The organism is Pontibacter rufus (assembly GCF_015694705.1).
Taxonomy (GTDB): Bacteria; Bacteroidota; Bacteroidia; order Cytophagales; family Hymenobacteraceae; genus Pontibacter; species Pontibacter rufus.
This window is the reverse complement of the sequence record NZ_JADQDR010000004.1, coordinates 235,823-257,034: the sequence shown is the minus strand read 5'-3', so window position 1 is coordinate 257,034 and position 21,212 is coordinate 235,823. Positions and strand designations below refer to the sequence as shown.

12 protein-coding genes and 1 other RNA gene are annotated in these 21,212 nt (G+C 50.2%); 4 read left to right on the top strand and 9 right to left on the bottom strand.

Features of this window, described 5'->3' with window-relative positions; all coding sequences use genetic code 11:
• The first annotated feature begins 150 nt into the window (after nucleotides 1-150).
• The gene (locus I2I11_RS09080) at nucleotides 151-1,302 is read left to right on the top strand and encodes a glycoside hydrolase family 18 protein (RefSeq protein WP_196267369.1); all 1,152 of its coding nucleotides are present in this window, start codon (nucleotides 151-153) and stop codon (nucleotides 1,300-1,302) included.
• Nucleotides 1,303-1,480: 178 nt separating this feature from the next.
• Entirely contained in the window at nucleotides 1,481-3,118 is a 1,638-nt protein-coding gene (gene pruA, locus I2I11_RS09075) for an L-glutamate gamma-semialdehyde dehydrogenase (RefSeq protein WP_196267368.1), read from the top strand.
• 285 nt (nucleotides 3,119-3,403) lie between these two features.
• Here the strand turns inward: pruA and I2I11_RS09070 are convergent, their stop codons facing one another.
• The 6 genes from I2I11_RS09070 to I2I11_RS09045 form a co-directional block, all read right to left on the bottom strand.
• The gene (locus I2I11_RS09070; protein ID WP_230679994.1) at nucleotides 3,404-6,373 is read right to left on the bottom strand and encodes a M16 family metallopeptidase; all 2,970 of its coding nucleotides are present in this window, start codon (nucleotides 6,371-6,373) and stop codon (nucleotides 3,404-3,406) included.
• Nucleotides 6,374-6,422: 49 nt separating this feature from the next.
• Nucleotides 6,423-8,342 (bottom strand): DNA polymerase III subunit gamma/tau, encoded by a 1,920-nt coding sequence (locus I2I11_RS09065; RefSeq protein WP_196267367.1) that lies wholly within the window; start codon nucleotides 8,340-8,342, stop codon nucleotides 6,423-6,425.
• Between the two features lie 631 nt (nucleotides 8,343-8,973).
• Complete coding sequence (gene cfa / locus I2I11_RS09060; RefSeq protein WP_196267366.1) at nucleotides 8,974-10,095, bottom strand: cyclopropane fatty acyl phospholipid synthase; 1,122 nt, start codon at nucleotides 10,093-10,095, stop codon at nucleotides 8,974-8,976.
• 291 nt (nucleotides 10,096-10,386) lie between these two features.
• Nucleotides 10,387-12,033, bottom strand: a complete 1,647-nt coding sequence (locus I2I11_RS09055; protein WP_196267365.1) for a catalase — start codon at nucleotides 12,031-12,033, stop codon at nucleotides 10,387-10,389.
• Between the two features lie 308 nt (nucleotides 12,034-12,341).
• Nucleotides 12,342-13,703 carry a sensor histidine kinase gene (locus tag I2I11_RS09050; protein ID WP_196267364.1) on the bottom strand — a complete coding sequence of 454 codons (1,362 nt, stop codon included), beginning with the start codon at nucleotides 13,701-13,703 and terminating at the stop codon, nucleotides 12,342-12,344.
• Complete coding sequence (locus I2I11_RS09045) at nucleotides 13,693-15,072, bottom strand: sigma-54-dependent transcriptional regulator (RefSeq protein WP_196267363.1); 1,380 nt, start codon at nucleotides 15,070-15,072, stop codon at nucleotides 13,693-13,695. Before I2I11_RS09045 ends, I2I11_RS09050 begins: the two co-directional genes overlap by 11 nt.
• A gap of 518 nt (nucleotides 15,073-15,590) precedes the next feature.
• Between I2I11_RS09045 and I2I11_RS09040 the strand changes: the two genes are divergently transcribed.
• A complete protein-coding gene (locus I2I11_RS09040) occupies nucleotides 15,591-17,954 on the top strand; it encodes an ABC transporter permease (RefSeq protein ID WP_196267362.1) in 2,364 nt (787 codons plus the stop codon).
• Nucleotides 17,955-18,342: 388 nt separating this feature from the next.
• Nucleotides 18,343-18,712: a transfer-messenger RNA gene (ssrA, locus tag I2I11_RS09035) on the top strand.
• 121 nt (nucleotides 18,713-18,833) lie between these two features.
• On the opposite strand, the gene I2I11_RS09030 is transcribed toward ssrA, so the two are convergent.
• The 3 genes from I2I11_RS09030 to I2I11_RS09020 all read right to left on the bottom strand — a co-directional run bounded on the left by I2I11_RS09030 (nucleotide 18,834) and on the right by I2I11_RS09020 (nucleotide 21,204).
• Nucleotides 18,834-19,277: a hypothetical protein gene (locus I2I11_RS09030; RefSeq protein WP_196267361.1), complete on the bottom strand. Its 444-nt coding sequence runs from the start codon at nucleotides 19,275-19,277 to the stop codon at nucleotides 18,834-18,836.
• Nucleotides 19,278-19,320: 43 nt separating this feature from the next.
• Nucleotides 19,321-20,109, bottom strand: a complete 789-nt coding sequence (locus tag I2I11_RS09025) for an alpha/beta fold hydrolase (protein WP_196267360.1) — start codon at nucleotides 20,107-20,109, stop codon at nucleotides 19,321-19,323.
• Nucleotides 20,110-20,484: 375 nt separating this feature from the next.
• On the bottom strand, nucleotides 20,485-21,204 hold the full coding sequence (locus I2I11_RS09020; RefSeq protein WP_196267359.1) for a DUF4397 domain-containing protein: 720 nt from the start codon (nucleotides 21,202-21,204) through the stop codon (nucleotides 20,485-20,487).
• Nucleotides 21,205-21,212: the final 8 nt, after the last annotated feature.

Genomic DNA, 21,212 nt, shown 5'->3' with positions numbered 1-21,212 from the left:
AGTTTGTATATATTAAATTTTCACTAATCCCAAGGCTGTCCATTTAAGCCATAGCTGGCATCGGCATGGCGAGGGAGTTGAGATTTTTTCGCTTTTAAGTATTCTGTCATATTTCCCTTTTCCCAACTACTCAACATCAAATTTATACTTATGAAAGTTGTTTCTGCGCTCTTCGGAAAGATATTAATGGCGGTGATGGCCGCTTCGGTTTTTGCCTGCAACACCCCCTCAGAAACAGTTGGCGGCACTGCAGACAAAAAGGAATTCGCCATCATGGCTTACTACACCGGCCGCCCCGCTGCCATTGATGCACAATCGGCGGGCCAGCTGACGCACATCATCTATAGTTTCTTTCACCTGGATGGCAATACCCTCAACAAAGCCACACCCAAAGACAGCACATCGCTCACGTACCTGGTTTCTTTAAAGCAGGCACACCCGGATCTCAAGATCATGTTTTCGCTGGGTGGCTGGGGCGGCTGCGAAACCTGTTCCGATGTATTTGCCACGGCGCAGGGCCGCGAAGAATTTGCCAAATCAGTAAAGGCCCTTTCCGGCAAGTATAACCTGGACGGCATTGATCTGGACTGGGAATACCCCACGATTGCAGGATTTCCGGGCCACCGTTTTGCGCCCGAAGACAAACAGAATTTTACCGCACTGGTGCAGCAGCTTCGCAAAACGCTTGGCGACGACTACATCATCACGTTTGCCGCCGGTGGTTTCAACGATTACCTCGAGCAGTCGGTGGAGTGGGACAAGATAATGCCGCTGCTGGATTATGTAAACCTGATGAGCTACGACCTGGTAAATGGCAACAGCACCGTTACAGGCAACCACACGCCGCTTTATTCCACCCCAAGCCAGGTAGAATCTATCGACAACGCCGTGCAGTACCTGGATTCGATTGGCGTGCCGAGCCGTAAGATTGTGGTAGGTTCCGCTTTTTATGCCCGCGTTTGGGAGGATGTGCCAGACCAGCTGAACGGCATCTATCAAAGCGGCAGGTTTAAGGAAGCGGTGAATTACAATGATCTCGACAACTATTTTACCGCCAATCCGGGCTTTACCGCTTACTGGGATTCCACGGCGCAGGCGCCTTTCAGCTACAACGCCAGCAAGCAGCTTTTCGCTACCTACGATGATTCGCTTTCCATCGCCAGGAAAACGGAATATGCGCTGGCGCACAACCTGGGTGGCATTATGTTCTGGGAGTTTTCGGGAGATAAGATGGACGACGGCCTGCTAGATGTGATGTATCATGTGAAAATGAAGGAAGCCGCTGCACGAAACGAGCAGTAAGTATAAGTAAATATAGCAGGAAGGGGTAGAAGCCGGGAAACAGGTAGCACCGCAGGGAGCTCTGCCCATCATACCTCTTTTTACCGGAAATCCCCGTACCTTTGTGCAGGAGGCTTTCTCACGACTGTGACTGCTTCCGGAATACCTTAATCATACTTATAATCCTAATTATAAACACATGGCAACCGGATTTTTTAAAGTACCAACTCCTGTTAACGAACCAGTGAAATCGTACGCTCCCGGCTCTCCCGAAAGAGAAGAGCTGCAGCGCACCTATAAAGAACTCAAGTCGAAGGAAATTGATGTGCCGATGTACATTGGCGGCGACAAAGTATACACCGACAACAAAAAACCGATGTTGCAGCCGCACGACCACCAGCACATCCTGGGCCACTTCAGCGAAGGCGATGCGTCACACGTGGAACAGGCGATAAATGCGGCCCTGGCTGCCCGCGAGGATTGGGCCAACATGGCCTGGGAGCAGCGCGCCAGCATTTTCCTGAAAGCCGCCGATTTGCTGGCCGGCCCCTGGAGAGCGCGCCTGAATGCTGCGACCATGCTGGGCCAGTCGAAAAACGCATATCAGGCGGAGATTGATGCTGCCTGTGAGTTCATCGATTTCCTGCGCTTCAATGTGCAGTTCATGACCGAGATTTACAGCATGCAGCCGGAATCGTCGCCGGGTGTTTGGAACCGCCTGGAACACCGCCCGCTCGAAGGTTTTGTGTTTGCGCTCACGCCCTTTAACTTCACCGCGATTGCAGGCAACCTGCCAACTTCTGTAGCCATGATGGGCAATGTGGTGGTTTGGAAGCCGGCTTACACGCAGATATATGCTGCCCATATGATTATGGAACTGCTGCACGAGGCTGGCTTGCCGGGCGGTGTAATTAACTTAGTTTATGTAGACGGCCCAATTGCCGGCGACGTTATCTTTAACCACGCTGATTTTGCAGGCATCCACTTTACAGGTAGCACCGGCGTTTTCCAGAACATCTGGAAAACCATTGGCACCAACATCCACAAGTATAAAACATACCCGCGCATTGTAGGCGAAACCGGTGGCAAAGACTTTATACTGGCGCATCCTTCGGCCAATGCTAAAGCACTGGCTACTGCCATCTCTCGCGGATCTTTTGAGTACCAGGGCCAGAAATGTTCGGCCGCCTCGCGTGTATATGTGCCCAGCAACCTTTGGGATGAAGTGAAAGGCTATGTAATTGAGGATGTGAAATCATTTAAGATGGGACCGCCCGAAGACTTCAGCAATTTCATTAACGCGGTAATCGACGAGAAATCGTTTGATAAAATTGCCAGGTACATCGACAACATCGCCAGCAGCAACAACGAAGCGGAGATTATAGTTGGTGGCGGTTACGACAAGTCGAAAGGTTACTTTGTGGAGCCTACGGTCATCCAGACGCACAACCCGCTGTACGTAACCATGTGTGAGGAAATCTTCGGCCCAGTTATCTCCATTTATGTGTATGACGAAAATAATTTTGAGGAGACGCTGGAGCTGGTAAATTCCACTTCGCCGTACGCCCTCACCGGCGCCATCTTCAGCCAGGATCGCTACGCCATTGAGCACGCCACTAAAAAGCTGAGCGACGCGGCCGGTAACTTCTACATCAACGACAAGCCAACCGGCGCCGTGGTAGGCCAGCAGCCATTCGGCGGCGCTCGCGCCTCCGGCACCAACGACAAAGCCGGATCTATGCTGAACCTGCTGCGCTGGGTATCGGCCCGCTCTATCAAAGAGACCTTTGTGCCCGCTACCGATTACCGTTATCCATTCTTAGGCGAGAATAAGTAGATTATACTTTAGCTTACAGTTTAACAGCGGCCATACTTACAGCAAGTATGGCCGCTGCATTTTTATACTTTGCTAGAATCAGGATTTGATTGTGCAAGTATAAATTTAGTGCAGCGCAGGTGCGAGCTTGTAGCTCGTACTATTACATTTTCAGGCTAAGAACAGGTACGAGCTGCAAGCTCGCACCTGCGGAGCTCTTGATAAGAGAGCAGGGGGTTATAAACCAGCAACAGCAGCCATACTTTGGCTGCCGTTGCTGGTTTAACATGGCATCTAAAATCTAAATTAATACCCAAAAAGCTCTTCTAAGCTCAGCTGCTTTACTTTGCCATACTTGGCCAGTTCTTTGAAGTTGAGCTTGTCTTTAGAGCCGATAACGAGGATGGCCTGGGGCTGGCCTTTGATGTACTTCTGCTGGAACTCCTGCATCTGTTCGAAGGTCATGCTGTTGGTGCTTTCGTATACATCCTGCCGGATATCGTATGTTAGTCCCAGCTTCCGGGCGCTCTCGTAATTAAACAGAATGCCGGCTTTGGTAATGCGCTCCGTGGAAATGCTGTTGCGCAAAGATGCGCGGGCGTTCTCGAAATTGGCATCGGCCAGGGGCATGTCGGTTAACAGCGATTGCATACCGGCCATAGCTTCGGATAGTTTATCTGCCTGCGCCCCGATATACGACAACAGGTAGTTGGCGCGGCCTTCTTTGGTAGCCGGGCTGTAGAAAGAATACGTGGAGTAAGCCAGCGCTTTGGATTCGCGTAAATCCTGGAACACGATGCCGCCCATGTACTCGTTGTAGAGCCGCACTACAGGGATGATGTCTTTGCTGTAGGGTACCGATTTGCTCAGGAATAACAGTTCGGCCTGCACCATGTTGTAATCTGCCCAGTACACGGTAGGTTGTTTAAAGTCTACTTCGGTGTATACTTTTTCAGCTGGTACCGGCTTTAAGGTGGCCGGCACCATGTGCCCTTCGTTCAGAACGGCTACCAGGTTGTCGGTTTCACGCGGGCCATAGTATAACACGCGGTGCTGGTAGGTGGGTATACTTTTGATGATACTCACCAGTTCCTGCGGCTTTACGGCTCTCAGTTGTTTTTCGCTGAGCACTGTGTTGAATGGATTTTTGGGGCCATACTTGGCATAGTTGACCATTGCCTGCTGCAGAATGATGCCTTTGTTCAGCTTGGCATCTTTGCGTGCTTTCAGCGTGCCGGCCACCATATCATTCAGCGCCTGCTGGTCTGGTTTGGGGTTGGCAAGTAAGTTTTCGAACAGGTTCAGGCCCTTTTCAAAGTTCTCATCCAGGCCGGTCATACTTACATATACCTGGTCGCCGGAAGAAAATACGTCAAAGGAAGTGCCCAGCTTGAAGAACTCCTTTTGCAACTCTGCGGCGCTATACTTGTCAGTGCCCAGGTACTTGAGGTAATTTACCGCCATACCCAGTTTGGGATCGTTGTTGGTGCCCATGTCCAGAATATAATAGAGCTGGAACAGGCCGTTGTCTTTGTTCCGGGTATAAAGCAGCGGAATGTCCTGCTTTAGCTTTGTTTCAATGATGTCTTTTTTATAGTCTACAAAAACCGGTTCCAGCGGCTTCACGCTGTCGGCAGTGGCCATAAAGCTTTTGTAGTAGTCTGATTGGGCATCGCGGTTAACGGCTACGGGTGTAATAGCGGGCTTTTCTACTTTCTGGGCGTTCGGGTCTTTGCCGGTGCGCTTGTAAACCAGCACATAATTGTTGTTGAAGAGCTTGTTCGCCACATCTACTACCTCCTGCTTTGTGATGCCGGCAAACTCCTCCGGCCGGTTTACAAACTTCTGCCAGGGCATTTCATAAATAAAGGCCGTTACAAAAGCATCAGCGCGGTTGCTGTTGTCTTCATACGCTTTCATGGTGCTGATTTTCTGATTATTGACAACCGCCTCCATCAGGCTTTCATCAAATTGGCCCTTTCTTATCATGTCCAGTTGTGCCAGCAACAGGTCGCGTACCTCATCCAGCGATTGTCCCTGCCGTGGGCGGCCGGCCATCTGGAAGGTGCCGTAATCTTTCATGGGCGTGTCGTAGGCATAAGCGCTGAGCACTTTCTGCTGCTGGTTCAGGTTCAGGTCTATAAGTCCGGCGGCGCCGTTGTAAAGCAGGTTGCTGATCATCTGTACCACCAAAGCTTCGCGGGTGCCGATGCCGGGTATCCGGAAAGCGACAGACACATTTTCTGCATCGGGGCCAAGCACTTCTTTTACAATGGGCTGCTGAATAGGCTGCTCCTGCGCTACATCAAACGCAGGTACCGGCTGCTTCTGCATCTGTCCCCAGTACTTATCAATCAGGCGGATAGTGGCATCAAAATCCAAATCACCGGACATGGCGATAGCCATGTTGTTGGGTACATAGTACTTGTTAAAATATTCTTTTATAGCCGTGATGGATGGATTTTTAAGGTGCTCGATGGTACCAATGGTGGTCTGGGTGCCATACTGGTGTGTGGGGAACAAGGCCGCATTGATAACCTCGGCTACTTTGCGGCCATCGCTGTCGAGGGTGCGGTTCTTCTCTTCATAAACAGCCTCCAGCTCCGTGTGGAACAGGCGCGGCACCATCTCCTGGAAACGGTCTGCTTCCTCTGCCACCCAGCGCTCCATCTGGTTGCTCGGAATATCATTTACATACACCGTCTGGTCTACCCAGGTATAGGCATTGGTACCTTTGGCCCCGATAGAAGTGGTCAGCTTGTCGTACTCGTTGGCGATGGCATAGGTGGCCGCTACGCCGGAAATGCTGTCTATCTGGTGGTAGATTTGCTTGCGCTGTGCCTCGCCGGTAGTTTGCCGGTATTTTTCGTAGAGGGCTTCAATCTTATCCAGCTCTGCCTTCTCTTTCGTGTAATCGATGGTGCCGAGTTTGGTAGTGCCTTTAAACAGCAGGTGCTCCAGGTAGTGAGCCAGGCCGGTGGCATCAGCCGGATCGTTTTTGCTGCCCGCCCGCACCGCTACGTAGGTCTGGATGCGTGGTGCCTCCTCGTAGTCCGTCAGGTATACTTTCAGGCCATTGTCTAAAGTATAAACGCGGGCGTTGAGCGGATCGCCGGGTACAGATTCATACTTGTATTCTTTCTGGGCATGGGCTGTAGTAGCGGCTGCCGTCGTGGTGTCGGTGGCTGATTGGGTTTGATATGTCTCATTTTTACATTGCGTGAACACAAGGCCCAGTGCAAGCAGTAACAGAGATGTTCCTCCTTTTATCGTCATAGCTTCTGATGTAAGATTATGACGATAAATATATGAAATTTAAACCGGATTAGAAATCCGTATCTAAGCCAATTCGCTGTTTCAGATCAGTGAGCACCGGATATTTTTCGGCCAGGTAGTTATACTTGTCCTGTGAGGTATAGAGGCGGTTTTCTTCCGGCACTTCCATCACTTCTGCCATCAGGGTTATACTTCGGTTGCCGAGCTGCCGCTTTAGCTCGCCGAGCAGGGCAGGGCGCAGGCTGGTAAACTGGTCGAGCATGACGTGGTTTTCCAGGTGCAGTATGATTTCATTTTTTTCACTGATGTGATACTGCCGGTTCAGGAGCGTAAACTCCATCATGTTCTCCTCCTTTTTACGGCGCACGATGGCATGCCACACCGTTTTCAGCCTGGCCTGATCCACAGGCACGACGGCACCGTAGTTGGTATCTTCCTCTTCGGCTACTGCTACATCGGCGACAGCCACCTGTGCGTTTTGCAGGTCTTTGAGACTGGGGAGCTTGCTCAGCTTTTTAGGCGGTGGCAAAGCTACGCCTGCACGCGGCGTATGGGCGCTGGGAATAGGGCTGGAGCCCGGCGGCGTCTGCGGGTTTGCCGGGGCAATGTGTGCGTCCGGTGTTACGTGCTGCGGCCTGGGCGGCTCCTGCAATTCTTCGCTGGGCACATGGGTTGGCGTATGCGGCGGCTGTAGCTTTTCGGAAGGTACGCTGTTGGGCGTTGCCGGCTGCAGGTCTTCGGACGGAACCCTGTTCGGGCTGTGCGCCGGCTGCATCTTTTCCGACGGAATGGCACCTGTGGAACCGGTAGCGGCTGGTGCCGGCGCTGCTACCTTAGCTTTTTTTGCTACTGCTCCGTCTTGTGCAAAACTCAGGGCAGCATTTAAGTGCGCCATTTTCATGAGGCACAACTCTACGTGCAGGCGCTGGTTTTTGCTGCTTTTATAGTTGGTGTCGCAGGTGCTCACTAAATTCAGCCCAGAGAGCAGGAAGGATACACTCGCTTTCTGCGACTGCTCCGCATACTTTACCCTGATATTATCCGATACCTCCAGCAATTGCACGGTAGCCGGGTCTTTGCACACCAGCAGGCTACGGAAGTGCTCGCCAATGCCTATCAGGAAGTTATGGGCATCAAAGCCGTTCTTCAGAATCTCGTCAAACAACAGCAGCGCGCCCGACAGGTTTTGCTCCAGCAGGTGGTCGGTCAGGCGGAAGTAGTACTCATAATCCAGGATGTGCAGGTTCTCGACAGTCGCCTTGTAGGTAACTTTACTGCCCGAAAACGTCACCATCTGGTCGAAGATAGACAGTGCATCACGCAACGCGCCATCCGCTTTCTGCGATATCAGGTGCAGCGCGTCGGGCTCGGCAGTTATACTTTCTTTGGTAGCGATACCCCCCAGGTGGCGCACCATGTCCTCAATCCGGATTCTGTTGAAATCGAATATCTGGCAGCGGGAAAGTATAGTGGGTATGATTTTGTGGCGCTCGGTGGTAGCCAGTATAAAAATGGCATAGGCAGGCGGCTCTTCCAGTGTCTTCAGAAAAGCATTGAAGGCTTGGTTCGAGAGCATGTGCACCTCATCTATGATATAGATTTTATACTTACCTGTTTGCGGCGCATAGCGTACCTGTTCCACCAGATTCCGGATGTCCTCCACCGAGTTGTTAGAGGCCGCATCGAGTTCATGGATGTTAAAAGAGCTGTTGGAGTTGAAGCTGCGGCAGGATTCGCATTCGTTGCAGGCTTCGGTTTCAGGGGTGATGTTCTGGCAGTTAATGGTTTTGGCCAGGATACGGGCACAGGTGGTTTTTCCTACGCCACGCGGTCCGCAGAAAAGGAAAGCCTGCGCCAGATGCTGGCTACTAATGGCGTTTTTGAGGGTATTGGTTATATGGTGCTGCCCTACCACACTGTCGAATGTGGTCGGACGGTATTTACGCGCTGATACTACGAAATTTTCCATTACACAAAGATAATCAATCCGCATCTGAATTGGGAGTGCTTTTTATCCAGCACTTATCCATAGAGTTATCCACGGAATCGTGCCTTGTTTGTAGTAACAAACGTTAGGTGGGAATAGTGGCAGGAGAGAGGTTTGGAAACTGTTTTGCTGCTGGCGCGGGCTAGTATTAACGTTTATACTTACTTATAGTGATTGCTGGCGCGGGCTTGCAGCCCGTGTCCTTGATGGTTGTCTCTACCGCAAGTTTGAGCGTAGCGGTAAATGTGATTGCGTATGATGCCAGTTTGTAACTGGCGTAAGTATAGATACTATAGTAGGCTGATGAGTGCCCAGGAATGCAGGTCTAACCTATACTTCAGCTTTTATGCGCTTAGCTGACTTTTCGCCTCGCCGGCTGGGCCTTACTTTTCTCCTTGATGAGAAAAGTAAGCAAAAGAATCAAGACCCTCCAAACTCGCTGAACGCTCGAACAGTGGAGTGTCGAAAGGTGCACATGACTCATGTGTCTGTTGCATAGCTTACAGGCTGTAAATGGTACTTAGCTACTGTTTCTGCTCCGCAGCTTTATTCTTAATTGACAAGTATAAAGTTGAAAGATGCTCTGTAGAGTTGTGTGTTATACTGCAACCATTTACCTCACTGCTTCATAGCCGCCTACAATGCCTTTTTTGGAGAGTACCAGTTGCCAGAGTTGGTTGTTGCGGGCGCGGAAGGAGCCGGCGCTGGAAAGGAGATAGTATTTCCACATGCGGTAGAACCTGTCTCCGTATTCGTCTTGTAGCTGCTCCCAGTTCGCATCGAAGTTATGAAACCAGGCCATCAGGGTGGGGTCATAGTAGGGGCCGAAGTTATGCAGGTCTTCGAGTACAAAAATATACTCCATGGCAGCGCTGAGTTGTTTGAGAGAAGGAATAAGGCAGTTGGGGAAAATGTAGGTATTGGTAAATGGGTCGGCGGAGGTTTTGGAGATATTACTGCCGATGGAGTGCAGCAGAAACAAGCCGTCGTCTTTGAGGCAGCGGGCGGCTGTTTTCATGAACGTGTGGTAATTGCGGTAACCCACGTGCTCCACCATCCCTACCGACACCACATGGTCGAACTGTTCGTTTACGTCGCGGTAATCCTGCAACCGGATTTCCACGGGCAAGCCTTGGCACCTTTCTCTTGCCAGTTCTACCTGATTGCGTGCCACAGTTACGCCTACTACCTCTGCGCCATACTTCTCGGCGGCAAATTTGGCAAAGCTGCCCCAGCCACAGCCAATGTCGAGTACGCGCTGGCCCGGCTGCAACCTGATTTTCCGGCAGATGAGGTCCAGCTTATTTTCCTGGGCTTGGTCTAGGGTATCGGCATTTTTCCAGTAGCCGCAGCTGTAGGTCATTCGTTTGTCCAGCATGAGCTCGTACAGTTTATTACCGATATCGTAGTGGCGTTGGGCGTTACGGGCTGCCTTGCCTTTTGCCTGCATGTTAAATACTTTGGCAAGCAGCATCTTCAGCAGCGCCCGCCAGCCGGGTTTTGCTTTTTTGTAAAGGTCGCCCCGCAGCGCCCGGAACACAAAGGCATCCATCTGCGCACATTCCCACCAACCATCCATGTATGATTCGCCAAGTCCCAGTGTGCCTTCGCTGAGCACGCGTTTGTAAAAGCGGTCGTCGTGTACCTGCAGGTCCCAGGGGGCCGGACCATTTACGTTTATATCAGCAGTTGCTAAGATATCGATGAGGGTCTGTCGGAGGGATGGTGATGCCATTGGCTGAAGCGGAAGAAGTGAAACAACGTTTTTACTTGGGATATACCCTATTGACCATTAACGCTTTAGAAGTATAAGGGTTATGGAATATAGCGGAGCAGTAAAAACCAAAGGCAGCCTCTGCGTGAAGCTGCCTTTGATCATGGTAAGCTGATTTTATACCCGGCTCATCAGGTATAAACACTATAAGCGGAGTAGGTAAAAAAAACCGGTGTTGTTTTACCCCACATTTCTGACTCAGCTTCTAAACAGAACGGTAGCCATCATCGCTACTTTGTAATTGGCGATGCTTTAGTATGGCTTTGCGGAATGAGAGTCGTTTTTGGCCTGCTCCACACCTTCATGGGTAGCGGTATTACCGATTGGTCCGTCGGTGCCCGCAATCTTCTCTTTCTGCATCTTTTCACCCGCCTGCTTAATGCCTTCTTTTACTCTGCGGCCATATTCTTCATCGGCGTTGGTAAAGTATTCTACCATTTTGTCCTGGATGCGCTTATCGCAGGCAGCAAGGGTGTTCGATAGGTTCATGATGAGCTCGTCGCGTTCCCAGTCTTCGAAGTTGCGATAGGTTTCGCCGGCCTGCTTAAAGTCGCTGGCGCGGTCTATCTTCTGGCGCAACAGGTTCGCTTCGTAGCGAGGTGTATAGTCTTCGCCGGCTTTCTGCGCTTCTGTCAAGCCTCCCAGCACCGATGGCTCGTAGTTTACGTGCGGATTTTGGCCCTCGGCAAAATCAGTTTTGTAAGCCATTTGCCCGCCGCGCTGGTTGGTAGCGACGTGCGCTTTAGGGGCGTTAATCGGCAACTGTAAATAGTTAGCGCCCACGCGGTAGCGCTGCGTATCGGAATAAGAGAAGGTACGGCCCTGCAGCATTTTATCGTCTGAGAACTCCAGACCGTCTACCAGCACACCCGTACCAAAGGCGGCCAACTCTACCTCGTTAAAATAATCCACGGGGTTCCTGTTCAGGGTCATTTTGCCTACCGGCAGGAAAGGGAACTGGTCTTTTGGCCATATTTTGGTGTCATCGAGCGGGTCAAAATCAAGTTCAGGGTGTTCATCGTCGCTCATAATCTGCACGCAGAGTTCCCACTCCGGGTAATCGCCTTTTTCGATGGCTTCGTACAAATCCTGGGTGGCATGGTTAAAGTTTTTGCCCTGAATTTCTTCCGCTTCTTTCTGAGTCAGGTTGCGGATGCCCTGCTTCAGCGGCTCCCAATGGTACTTTATCAGTACAGCCTCGCCATCCTTATTTACCCATTTGTAGGTGTTTACGCCGGAGCCCTGCATCTGGCGGTAATTGGCCGGAATGCCCCAGGGCGAAAACACGAAAGTAGCCATGTGGGTAGCTTCCGGAGTGCCCGAAAAGAAATCGAAGATACGCTCGCCGCTCTGGATGTTGGTAACCGGGTCAGGCTTCTGCGAGTGAATCAGGTCCGGAAACTTCATAGCATCCCGGATAAAGAAAATTTTCAGGTTATTGCCTACGAGATCCCAGTTGCCATCTTCGGTGTAGAACTTAACAGCAAAACCACGTGGGTCGCGCAGTGTTTCCGGCGAGTGTACGCCATGACCCACTGTGGAGAAGCGCACAAATACCGGCGTTTGTTTCCCTTTTTCCTGAAACAGTTTGGCACGCGTATACTTGGCGACAGACTCATCGCCTACTTTGCCGTAAGCTTCAAATACGCCATGCGCCCCGGCGCCACGGGCATGTACCACCCGCTCCGGCACACGTTCCCGGTCGAAGTGCGAAATCTTTTCGATAAAGTGATAGTTTTCCAGTGTGGCCGGTCCGCGGTTGCCTACCGTGCGGATATTCTGGTTATCCGTTACCGGGTGCCCCTGGCGGGTGGTAAGTGTCCGGCCCTGCTGGTTTCCGTTTGCTGCACCAGAGGAATTGGCATTGGCGCCCTGCTGCTTTTCATTGTTTTCAATCATGGGTACATGCTGCTAAGGTGAATAAAAGTATGCTACAATTCTTCTTTAACTGGATTATAGTTCAATATGTTATGCTTAAAATCATAATGTTTTTCTATGCATCATAGATAAAATTGATGAAGCAGGAGAAGATGATTGGCGGGGCTGTAAACGAGGTATAAACCTGTCATCATTTAGGAAAAGTTATGATGACAAGTTTATACCTTGTTTGCTTTGAGTTGAGATAACGGGTTACGATTAAGGAAAGACGAAGAACAGTGTTAAAGACCTCGCAGTGTGCGCAGCTCCTGCGAGGTCTGTGCCAGTGTTTAAAAGTATAAACTGAACGTCGTGCCGACGCCTTCTTTACTTTCTACCTGTATACTGCCTTTGTGCAGGAGCATGATGTGTTTGGCCAGGCTGAGGCCAATGCCGGAGCCGTCTTTATGGGAGGTGAAGAAGGGGATAAAGATGCTTTCGAGTAGCTCCTCCGGAATGCCACTGCCGTTGTCCTGCACGGTGATGGTGGTTTTGCCATCTTCCAGTTGCTGGGCGGCCAGTATAATGCGCGGGTATGGCCTGTTTTGTACGGCACGTTTGGCATTTAACAAAAGGTTGATGAGCACCTGTTCGAGTAAATTTACGTCGGCTTGCAGGGTGAGGTCGCGTGGGGAAACCATGCAAATCAGCTCCACACCCTGTTCCTCCAGTTGCGGACGCATCAGCCCATCAATGCTGTTGAACAGTTCCTGCACGTAAACGGTGGTGAATAGCAGTTGCTGTTGCTTGTTGAGGTTGCGGTAAAACTGCGCGAAACGGAGCAAACCTTCGCTGCGCTTTTTAATGATGCCGATGCCTTCCTCGGTGTCCTGCAGGAGTTCTAAATCAGGCTTACTTTCCGGGTCCAGTTTATACTTGTTGTGGGCAGCGTGCAGGTGGCGTTCCAGGCTGTCGGCCAGCGAGGCGATAGGCGCAACCGAATTCATGATTTCGTGCGTCATCACGCGCAGCAGTTTTTGCCAGGCCTCTGTTTCGGTAGCATCCACGGTGGCGCTCACGTTTTTAAGCGCGACCAGCAACAGGTTACGGTGCTGCATGGTAAAAGCCGTAGCCGTCAGCAAGAGTTGCGAAGAGCCATTGGGCAGCTTTAGCTTCAGTAGTTTGTTATCGTTTGGCTGCAGTTCAAGTATAGCCTCGTACAAAGCAGGGTAGCGCGGCTCCAGACCTGCCAGACTCTTCAGGTAGGGGATGCTCAGGATTCTCTTAAAGGCATCGTTCACCCATTCCACTTCGCCAGTTTCTTCGTCCAGGGCCATAATGCCGGTGTCAATCAGCTGCAGAATGGTTTGCATGTACTGGAACTGTGCCTCCCGCTCGATGTGCAGTTGCTTAAAGCTGTCGTTGATGAGGTTGAAAGCGGCGTGTAGTTGCTGCAACGAGTTGTTGGTGGTATGCTCGTTAAAGCGTTGCGAAAAATCCCGTTGCTTTACGGCCTGCAGAAACTTGGCCAGCTCGTTGTTGCTGCGGGTCACGTAATTGGCCAACTCCCATACCTGTGCCAGCATGACAAGTATACCCGACACAACCTGTAGCCAGGTAAACTGCACCAAGTACTGCAGCGTGAGGAACATCATCCCCAAAATAAGGAACAGCCGGACGAACAGCCCGAGCTCAAGGCGCTTAAATATCATGTTTGTTCAGGCGGCGGTAAAGGGCCGTGCGGGTCAGACCCAACTCTTTGGCAGATTTAGAGATATTGCCTTTATTTTTCTCGATAACACGGATGATGGTCTCGCGCTCAATCTCACTCAGCGGCAGTGAAATATCCTGTGAGATAGCCACGGCAGACGGCGCAGCGGGCATCTCCATAGGCGAGAAGCTGAAATCTTCCGGCTGCAGTTCCTTGCCTTCGGCCATAATAATGGCGCGCTCCACGGCATGCTGCAGCTCGCGGATATTGCCCGGCCATGAATGCCGGTTGAGCTTGCGCAGGGCAGCCTCCGAGAAATCAGGTATAGGTTTGTGGTTTTTGGTGGCGTAGTATTCGGCAAAATGGCGGGCCAGCAGCTCTACGTCGCCGTGGCGCTCGCGCAGGGGGGGCAGGGTGATTTCTACGGTATTGATGCGGTAAATCAAATCTTTACGGAAGCGGTTTTGAGCAGCCAGTTGGTAAATAGGTTCGTTGGTAGCCGAAACCAGCCGGATATCAACCGGTACCGGCGTGTTGGAACCCAGGGGAATGACCTGTCGGTTTTGGAGCACCGTGAGCAGCTTGGCCTGCATGGCCGGCGAAATGTTGCCAATCTCATCCAGGAATAAGGTACCACCGTTTGCCGCTTCAAATCGGCCGGCCCGGTCTTCTTTGGCATCGGTAAAAGCACCTTTTTTATAGCCGAAAAGCTCACTTTCGAACAGCGTTTCGGTGAGGGCAGCAATGTCCACGCTCACAAACGGCTTGTTGGCCCGGAAGGACTTTTGGTGCAGCGCGCGGGCCACCAGTTCTTTGCCGGTACCGTTCTCGCCAAGGATGAGTACATTCGCTTCGGTGGGCGCAATTTTATCCAGCTTGTGCAGCACCTCCTGTATGGCTTGTGATTTACCAAGTATGGCGGTGGCATCGAACGCTTTGGGCGCGCTACTGGGGGCTTGTGTGCCGCGCTTTTTTTGCTGCCGGTGCTCCAATGCATTTGCCAGCGTTTCCAGTAGTTTTTCGTTCTGCCAGGGCTTCACGATAAAATCGAAGGCACCTATTTTGAGCGATTTTACAGCCAGCGCCACATCGCCGTAAGCGGTAATGAGTATAACGGTGGCGTTTTTGTCTTTCTCCAGAGTCTGGCTCAGCCAGAACAAGCCTTCGTTGCCGGTGTTCAGGGCACTTTTAAAGTTCATGTCCAGGAAAATGACATCGAATTGCTCCCGCGCCAGAATCGCCAGCAGGTTGTCCGGGTTCTTCTCCGTTACCACCTCCTTTACCTCTGGTTTCAGCAACATCTTAAAGGCAAAAAGCACATCCGTTTCGTCGTCCACCACCAACACCCGGGCATTTTTTAACTGGGCCATACTTGTTCTAAGCTGATTTGTAGATCGAAGATAATAATTCCTTTGAATATGTGGGAATCAGGATTTTAGGATGAACAGGATTTTGTACTTTAATATTTATGTTATGCAAGCTCGCAATCGAACATCTCTTTTTATAGATGTTCGGGCACAAGCGACAAGTTTGTACCAGCGGAGACCTCCCTTTTTATACTCCTGCATCTTGTCAATCCTCTAATCCTGTAAATCCTGGGGTAGAGGCCCTCGAGAAGATGCAGACAATCCCAGACGCTCGCAGGAGCTGCGCACGCTGCGAGGTCTTATGCGAACAAATACCTGTATCACAGGCGCACAGGTGTTCGCGTGGAAAGTGTATCGGAAGCGTACAGGCTTGAAAGTTATACAGGTGTTAAGTTGCTGTAAATCAATGTGTATAATTTATGGCATGCAAATTTCTTATGGCTGTGCAGAACACACTTTATTGGAGATAAAGCGCAACAAAACCAGCTAAAGCATTCCGATACCTTATAACACTTAAAACTATGTTTAAGAATTACCTCAAAATGGCGTACCGCAACCTGATGCGCCACAAAGTCTTTTCTCTGATAAACATTCTGGGGCTGGCGCTGGGCATGACCTGCAGCATCCTGATTTTGCTATGGGTGCAGGATGAAATCAGCTTCGACCGCTTTCATGCCGATGCAGACAACCTGTACCGGGTGATGGAAATACAGCATTACCCCGGAGGCGACGACCTGACGATAGACGCCAACCCTGGGCCGTTGGCGGAAGCGCTGGAAGCCGAATTGCCGGAGGTGAAGCATGCCGTGCGCAGCACCACCTGGGACTGGAAGCAGCTGTTCACGCTGAACGATAAAGTGCTGAAAGTAAACGGACGCTATGCCGACCCGGAATTTTTTGAGATGTTCTCTTTTCCGCTGTTGCACGGCGATGCGGCGCAGGCACTAAAGCAGCCAAATAGCGTGGTGATATCCGAAACGGTAGCAAAGCAGTTTTTTGATTCACCGGCCGATGCTATGGGCAAGATTTTTAAAATCAACAACGACAAGAGTTACAAAGTAACCGGCGTTTTCAAGGATGTACCTAAAAACTCTTCGATGCAGTTCGATTACGTGATGCCGGTGGCAGATTGGATAAACAGCCCCGGTAACGATTGGCTGAACGGGTGGGAAAGTAATGCGCTTCGCACGTTTGTGCAGCTGCAGCCAGGCACTGATATCGATGCCTTAAATGCTAAAATCAGGCCTATCATTAAAAACCACAGCAAAGACTCTAAAACAGAACTGTTTGTGCAGCCGGTAAAGGACATGTACCTCCACGGCGATTTCCGCAGTGGCAAAGAGGGCGGTGGCCGCATAGAATATGTGCGCCTATTTATTGTGGTGGCTATCTTTATACTGGTAATTGCCTGCATCAACTTTATGAACCTGGCCACGGCGCGCTCTGCCAAGCGGGCCAAAGAAGTGGGCGTGCGCAAAGCCATTGGCGCCAGCCGGCCGGCGCTTATCCGGCAGTTTATGGTGGAGTCGGTATTGGTAGCTTTCCTGGCCTTGTTTGTGGCCGTTAACCTTGTGGGTATCTTGCTGCCGCAATTCAATGATTTAACCGGGAAATTTATCGAGCTCAACCTCACCGACCCGCAATTTATTTTGCTCTTGCTCGCTGTTGCCGTGCTTACCGGGGTTATCTCGGGCAGTTATCCCGCTTTCTTCCTCTCCGCCTTCGACCCGGCGATTGTGCTGAAAGGGACTATAAAACTGAACAAAAACGTGGCGGTGTTCCGCAAGGGGCTGGTGGTGTTCCAGTTTATACTTTCTGCCTTGCTTATTATCAGCACGTTGGTGGTATACCTGCAGTTGCACTACATCCGCACTAAAAACATAGGCCTGAACCGCGAAAACCTGGTGTATGTGCCCATAGAAGGAGAAATAAACAACCGGTACGAAGTCATAAAGCGGGAGTTACTAAATACACCAGGCGTGCTGGCCGTAACTGCAGCCAACCAAAACCCGCTGATGGTGGGCAACTCTACCGGAAGTGTTTCGTGGAAAGGCAAAGACCCGAACGCCGATATTCTGTTTAGTGTGATGACGGTGGATTATGATTTCCTGAAGACCATGGGCATCACCCTGAAGGAAGGCCGTAGCTTTTCGAAAGAGTATGGAACTGATACAGCCGCATTTATTGTGAACGAAGAGGCCGCGCGGCTGATGCAAATGAAGAACCCGGTGGGCGAATGGTTGCAGTGGGGCAACGAGGGCCACATTATCGGGGTGATAAAGAATTTCCACTCTACTTCCATTCACGTGCCGACGCAGCCCGTTATTCTACGCCTGCAGCCAAAAGAAGAGAATACCCTGTTTGCCCGCATAGCACCAGGCCAGACCACAGAAGCACTGGGCGCGATGGAGAAAATACTGAAACGTTATAATCCGGCTTTCCCATTTGAGTACCACTTTATGGACGATGACTTTGAGCGGATGTACAAGAGCGAGGCTATCATTGGAGCATTAACCAAGTACTTTGCCGGTATCGCCATCTTTATCTCCTGCCTCGGTTTGTTTGGGCTGGCCCTGTTTACAGCCGAGCAACGCACCAAAGAAATTGGCATCCGCAAAGTTCTAGGCGCGTCGGTTTCAAGCATCGTACTCATGCTGAGCAAAGACTTCCTGAAACTAGTGCTGATTGCCAATCTGATTGCCCTGCCGCTGGGCTGGTACTTTATGAGCGGCTGGCTAAACGACTATGCCGACCGCACCGAGTTGAGCTGGTGGATATTTGCCGCTGCCTTTGTAGCCACCTTCCTCATTGCCATGCTCACACTCAGCTTCCATGCCATTAAAACAGCCGTAGCCACACCGGTTACCTCGCTGCGCACCGAATAACTTACGGTAAAATAAAACTATGAAAGCAATCAGCGGGCGTTACCTGAAGTGGTAATGCCCGTTTTATTTTACAGTGTTGATTCGGGTATAAAACCAGTGCTCCACCAATTAATATTCAGTTTAGCTTGTGACATCAGAACCAGTGAGGACCTTTTCCTGACCATTTCTAATTCATAATTTCTAATTTTTAATTTGAAAGAGCACCAGCATAGTCTTGTGTCTATTGTCTTGCTTCCTGTGTCCTTTCATATTTATGCTTGCCCGCTGAAACCTAACGCTGCCGGGAGCTGTTTTATACTTGCAATAGCTCGGAATATGCCATAATTTCTGTTATATTTGTGGCGTGATTCTTGAAGTATAAACAACAGGAATTCGTTCTTCATTTATTGGGGATGACTGGAATTGACAGCTTGTGCAGATTGCGTGTAAGCATGTCGGGTGATGAACGTACCACCTGTTAAAAATCCGTTCGAACAATAATCGGCGAATCTAATTACGCCATGGCTGCCTAGTCTAGGTACTAAGCAATTGCCATAGTCTCGTGCAGGTTTCGTGAAACTGCTTGCACATCAGAGGCTTCGAACCGTTTGACTAGTCTGTGTAAAGGTGCGGTGCACAGGCGAAATAAAGCACCTAAGGAGTGCGCATAAGTTTGACTTATACTTGCAAGCTCCCGACAATCCGAATAAGTCTAAGCATGTAGAAAGCCCGTTGATTTCCTTGTCTGGACCAGGGTTCGAATCCCTGCATCTCCACTTATTATTGAAATTTAAAAGCAAAAAAGCCTGCAAATTATTTTTTGCAGGCTTTTTTGCTTTTAAATTTTTTTCTGCGTCTGAAGCAGGTGTGACTAACCGGCAACAACTTTAGCGCAACAAACTACAATAGCTTTATCTGAAGCCATGCTTCGGCTGTTTCTTCATCAGAAAAAGCCTTAATCTTAAATTCATTTTTTAAGGTTTTGTAGAACAAGTCAAAAGACCGCTGCCCATAGATGCCCGGCGAGAGTACATGCGCATTATAGCGCAGCCCAAGCGCCTTTGCCTGTGGCGCCCACTTATGGGCCAACCAGTTAATGGCAGCATCCCAGGAGCCTATCAGTTCCCGGTTGCTGTTCAGGAGCGCCTGGCAGGGTTTTTCACGCAACATGGCCAGAATATGGTTCCCGCCCATCACAACTGTTTCCAGTGACTGAATGCCAATCCAGTTAACAGATATATATGAATTATCAAACATTCTTTTTGCCTCAAAGAAGATATCGCCGTTCGCCTTTTTAAGTTCCTTGTAATCTACCAACTCTAATAATTCTTCTCTGCCCAACACACTTGCTCTGTTTAAAAGGGTTTCTCCGCTCGCATTTGCAGGTTTATAAAAAGTCCTTCATGGCGGCAATGGTTTCTTCGGGCGCACTTAAATTAGGACAGTGCCCGGTTGCTTCTAAAAGCACCAGCCGGCTTCCGGCTATACTATGGTGCGTAAACTCTCCTACGGATAAAGGGGCAATTGCGTCATCCGAACATTGCAAAATCAGCGTATCTGTTTTCACAAGGGGCAAATACTTCCGGTTGTCCGACAGAAAAGTGACATACGCAAAGTCTTTGGCTATTTGCGCGTCGCTCTTACAAAAGCTCCCTGCTAACTCCTGTCCTAAACCCGGCCTGTCGGGATTGCCCATTATAACCGGCGCCATGGTATTAGACCAGCCCAGGTAATCGCTCTCTAAAGTAGCAAGCATACCTTCTATCTGCTCCCTCGAAAAGCCGCCCCGATACTCCCCGTCGTTGATAAAGCAGGGCGAAGGGCTGATTAGGATCAGTTTCGAAAAGCGCTCGGGTTCCATGATAGCGGCCAGTGTACCGATCATCGCACTTACCGAGTGCCCTACAAAGATTACATCCTGTAGTGCCAGCTCCCGGCATATTTCCAAAACATCGGCTGCATACCCCTCTAAAGTAGAATACCGTTCTTTGGTGTAAGTGCTGGTGTCGGCGTTGCCGAAGCCAACATAGTCAAAAAGAATAATCCTGTAATCTGCTTCGAAAGCGGGGGTAATAAAGCGCCACATGTTCTGGTCGCAGCCATACCCGTGGGCAAATAACATAGGCCTTTCGCCTTTCCCAATAATTTTTACATTATTCCTTTTAAGAGCGTCCATAAGTTTCTGAATACGGTTCTGATGCGGATTTAGATTTAAAACAGCCATACTTGTCTACCAGGCACTGCCTCCTGTGTTTACATAAGCTATAGCTGCAGGGGCTTTCAGGAGCAGGAACCAGTGCCTGGAGGACAAAGAATACATCGCTTCTTTGTCCCTTGTAGATGATAAGCTTGTTGGGCAAAATTAAGCAGACCAGCACCGTTTTACCCCACAAACCGTCCTTTCTTATAGAAACAGCCAGGAACCTTATGCCTTTGGGTAAGTATAGCAGGCACACTTTCAGCCTAATAAATTTCGCTACGTGTGGCTAAAAAAGAAAAGCCCGCCTACTGCAGCAACTGCAGTAGGCGGGCTTTTCTTTTTGTACGATTGCTAGTAATTTCTGATAAGCTGTGCGCTGAGTCCGTTGGTGTTTCCGGTTGGCGGAGTCGCAAATCCCCGAACCAATAAAGAGTATGTTTTGCCCTCTTCCAGTTGTAGGTCTGCGGCTGTTAAAAGCACATTGCCCGTGCCGGCCTCTTTTGCCTGTAAGCTATACTTGCCTGCGGCTAATTCTAAGAATTCAGTATGGCCTTTAAAGCCCAGGTTGGTAGCCAGGGTAGTGCCTGTGGTTCCTGTGGTGCTGATGTCAATGGCAGGTGCGTCAGGCGACAGGTGGATTATCCGCAGCCCGGCCTTACCTGTAGCCGGTGTTTTAATACTGTCCTGAATTACCAGCAATTCCATGTTCTGCTGCCTGTTGATGGCAAACAGCGAGTATGCTTTCTCCTCATCAAAAGTTAAGGTAGAGTCAATAAAGACATTAGCGGCATTAACAGGGGTAAACTTGATGTTACGTTCTCCCGGAGTTAAGGTAAGATACCCTGAGAAAGCAGCATACTTGAATGCCTGGTTATTGATAACCTGGTTTTCCAGTCGGATATCCAGATCGGGGGCATCAGGAGAACCATGGTAAAAGGATACGTAACTAGTTGGTATTGGATCGGGAGCAACAAATTCGTCGTCCTGGCAGCTGGTAAAGGAAATAGCTGCTACGCTAAATAAAAGAAGCGTAATCTTGTTTAGCGATGATCTGCTGAAAATGTTTTGCATGATAATGT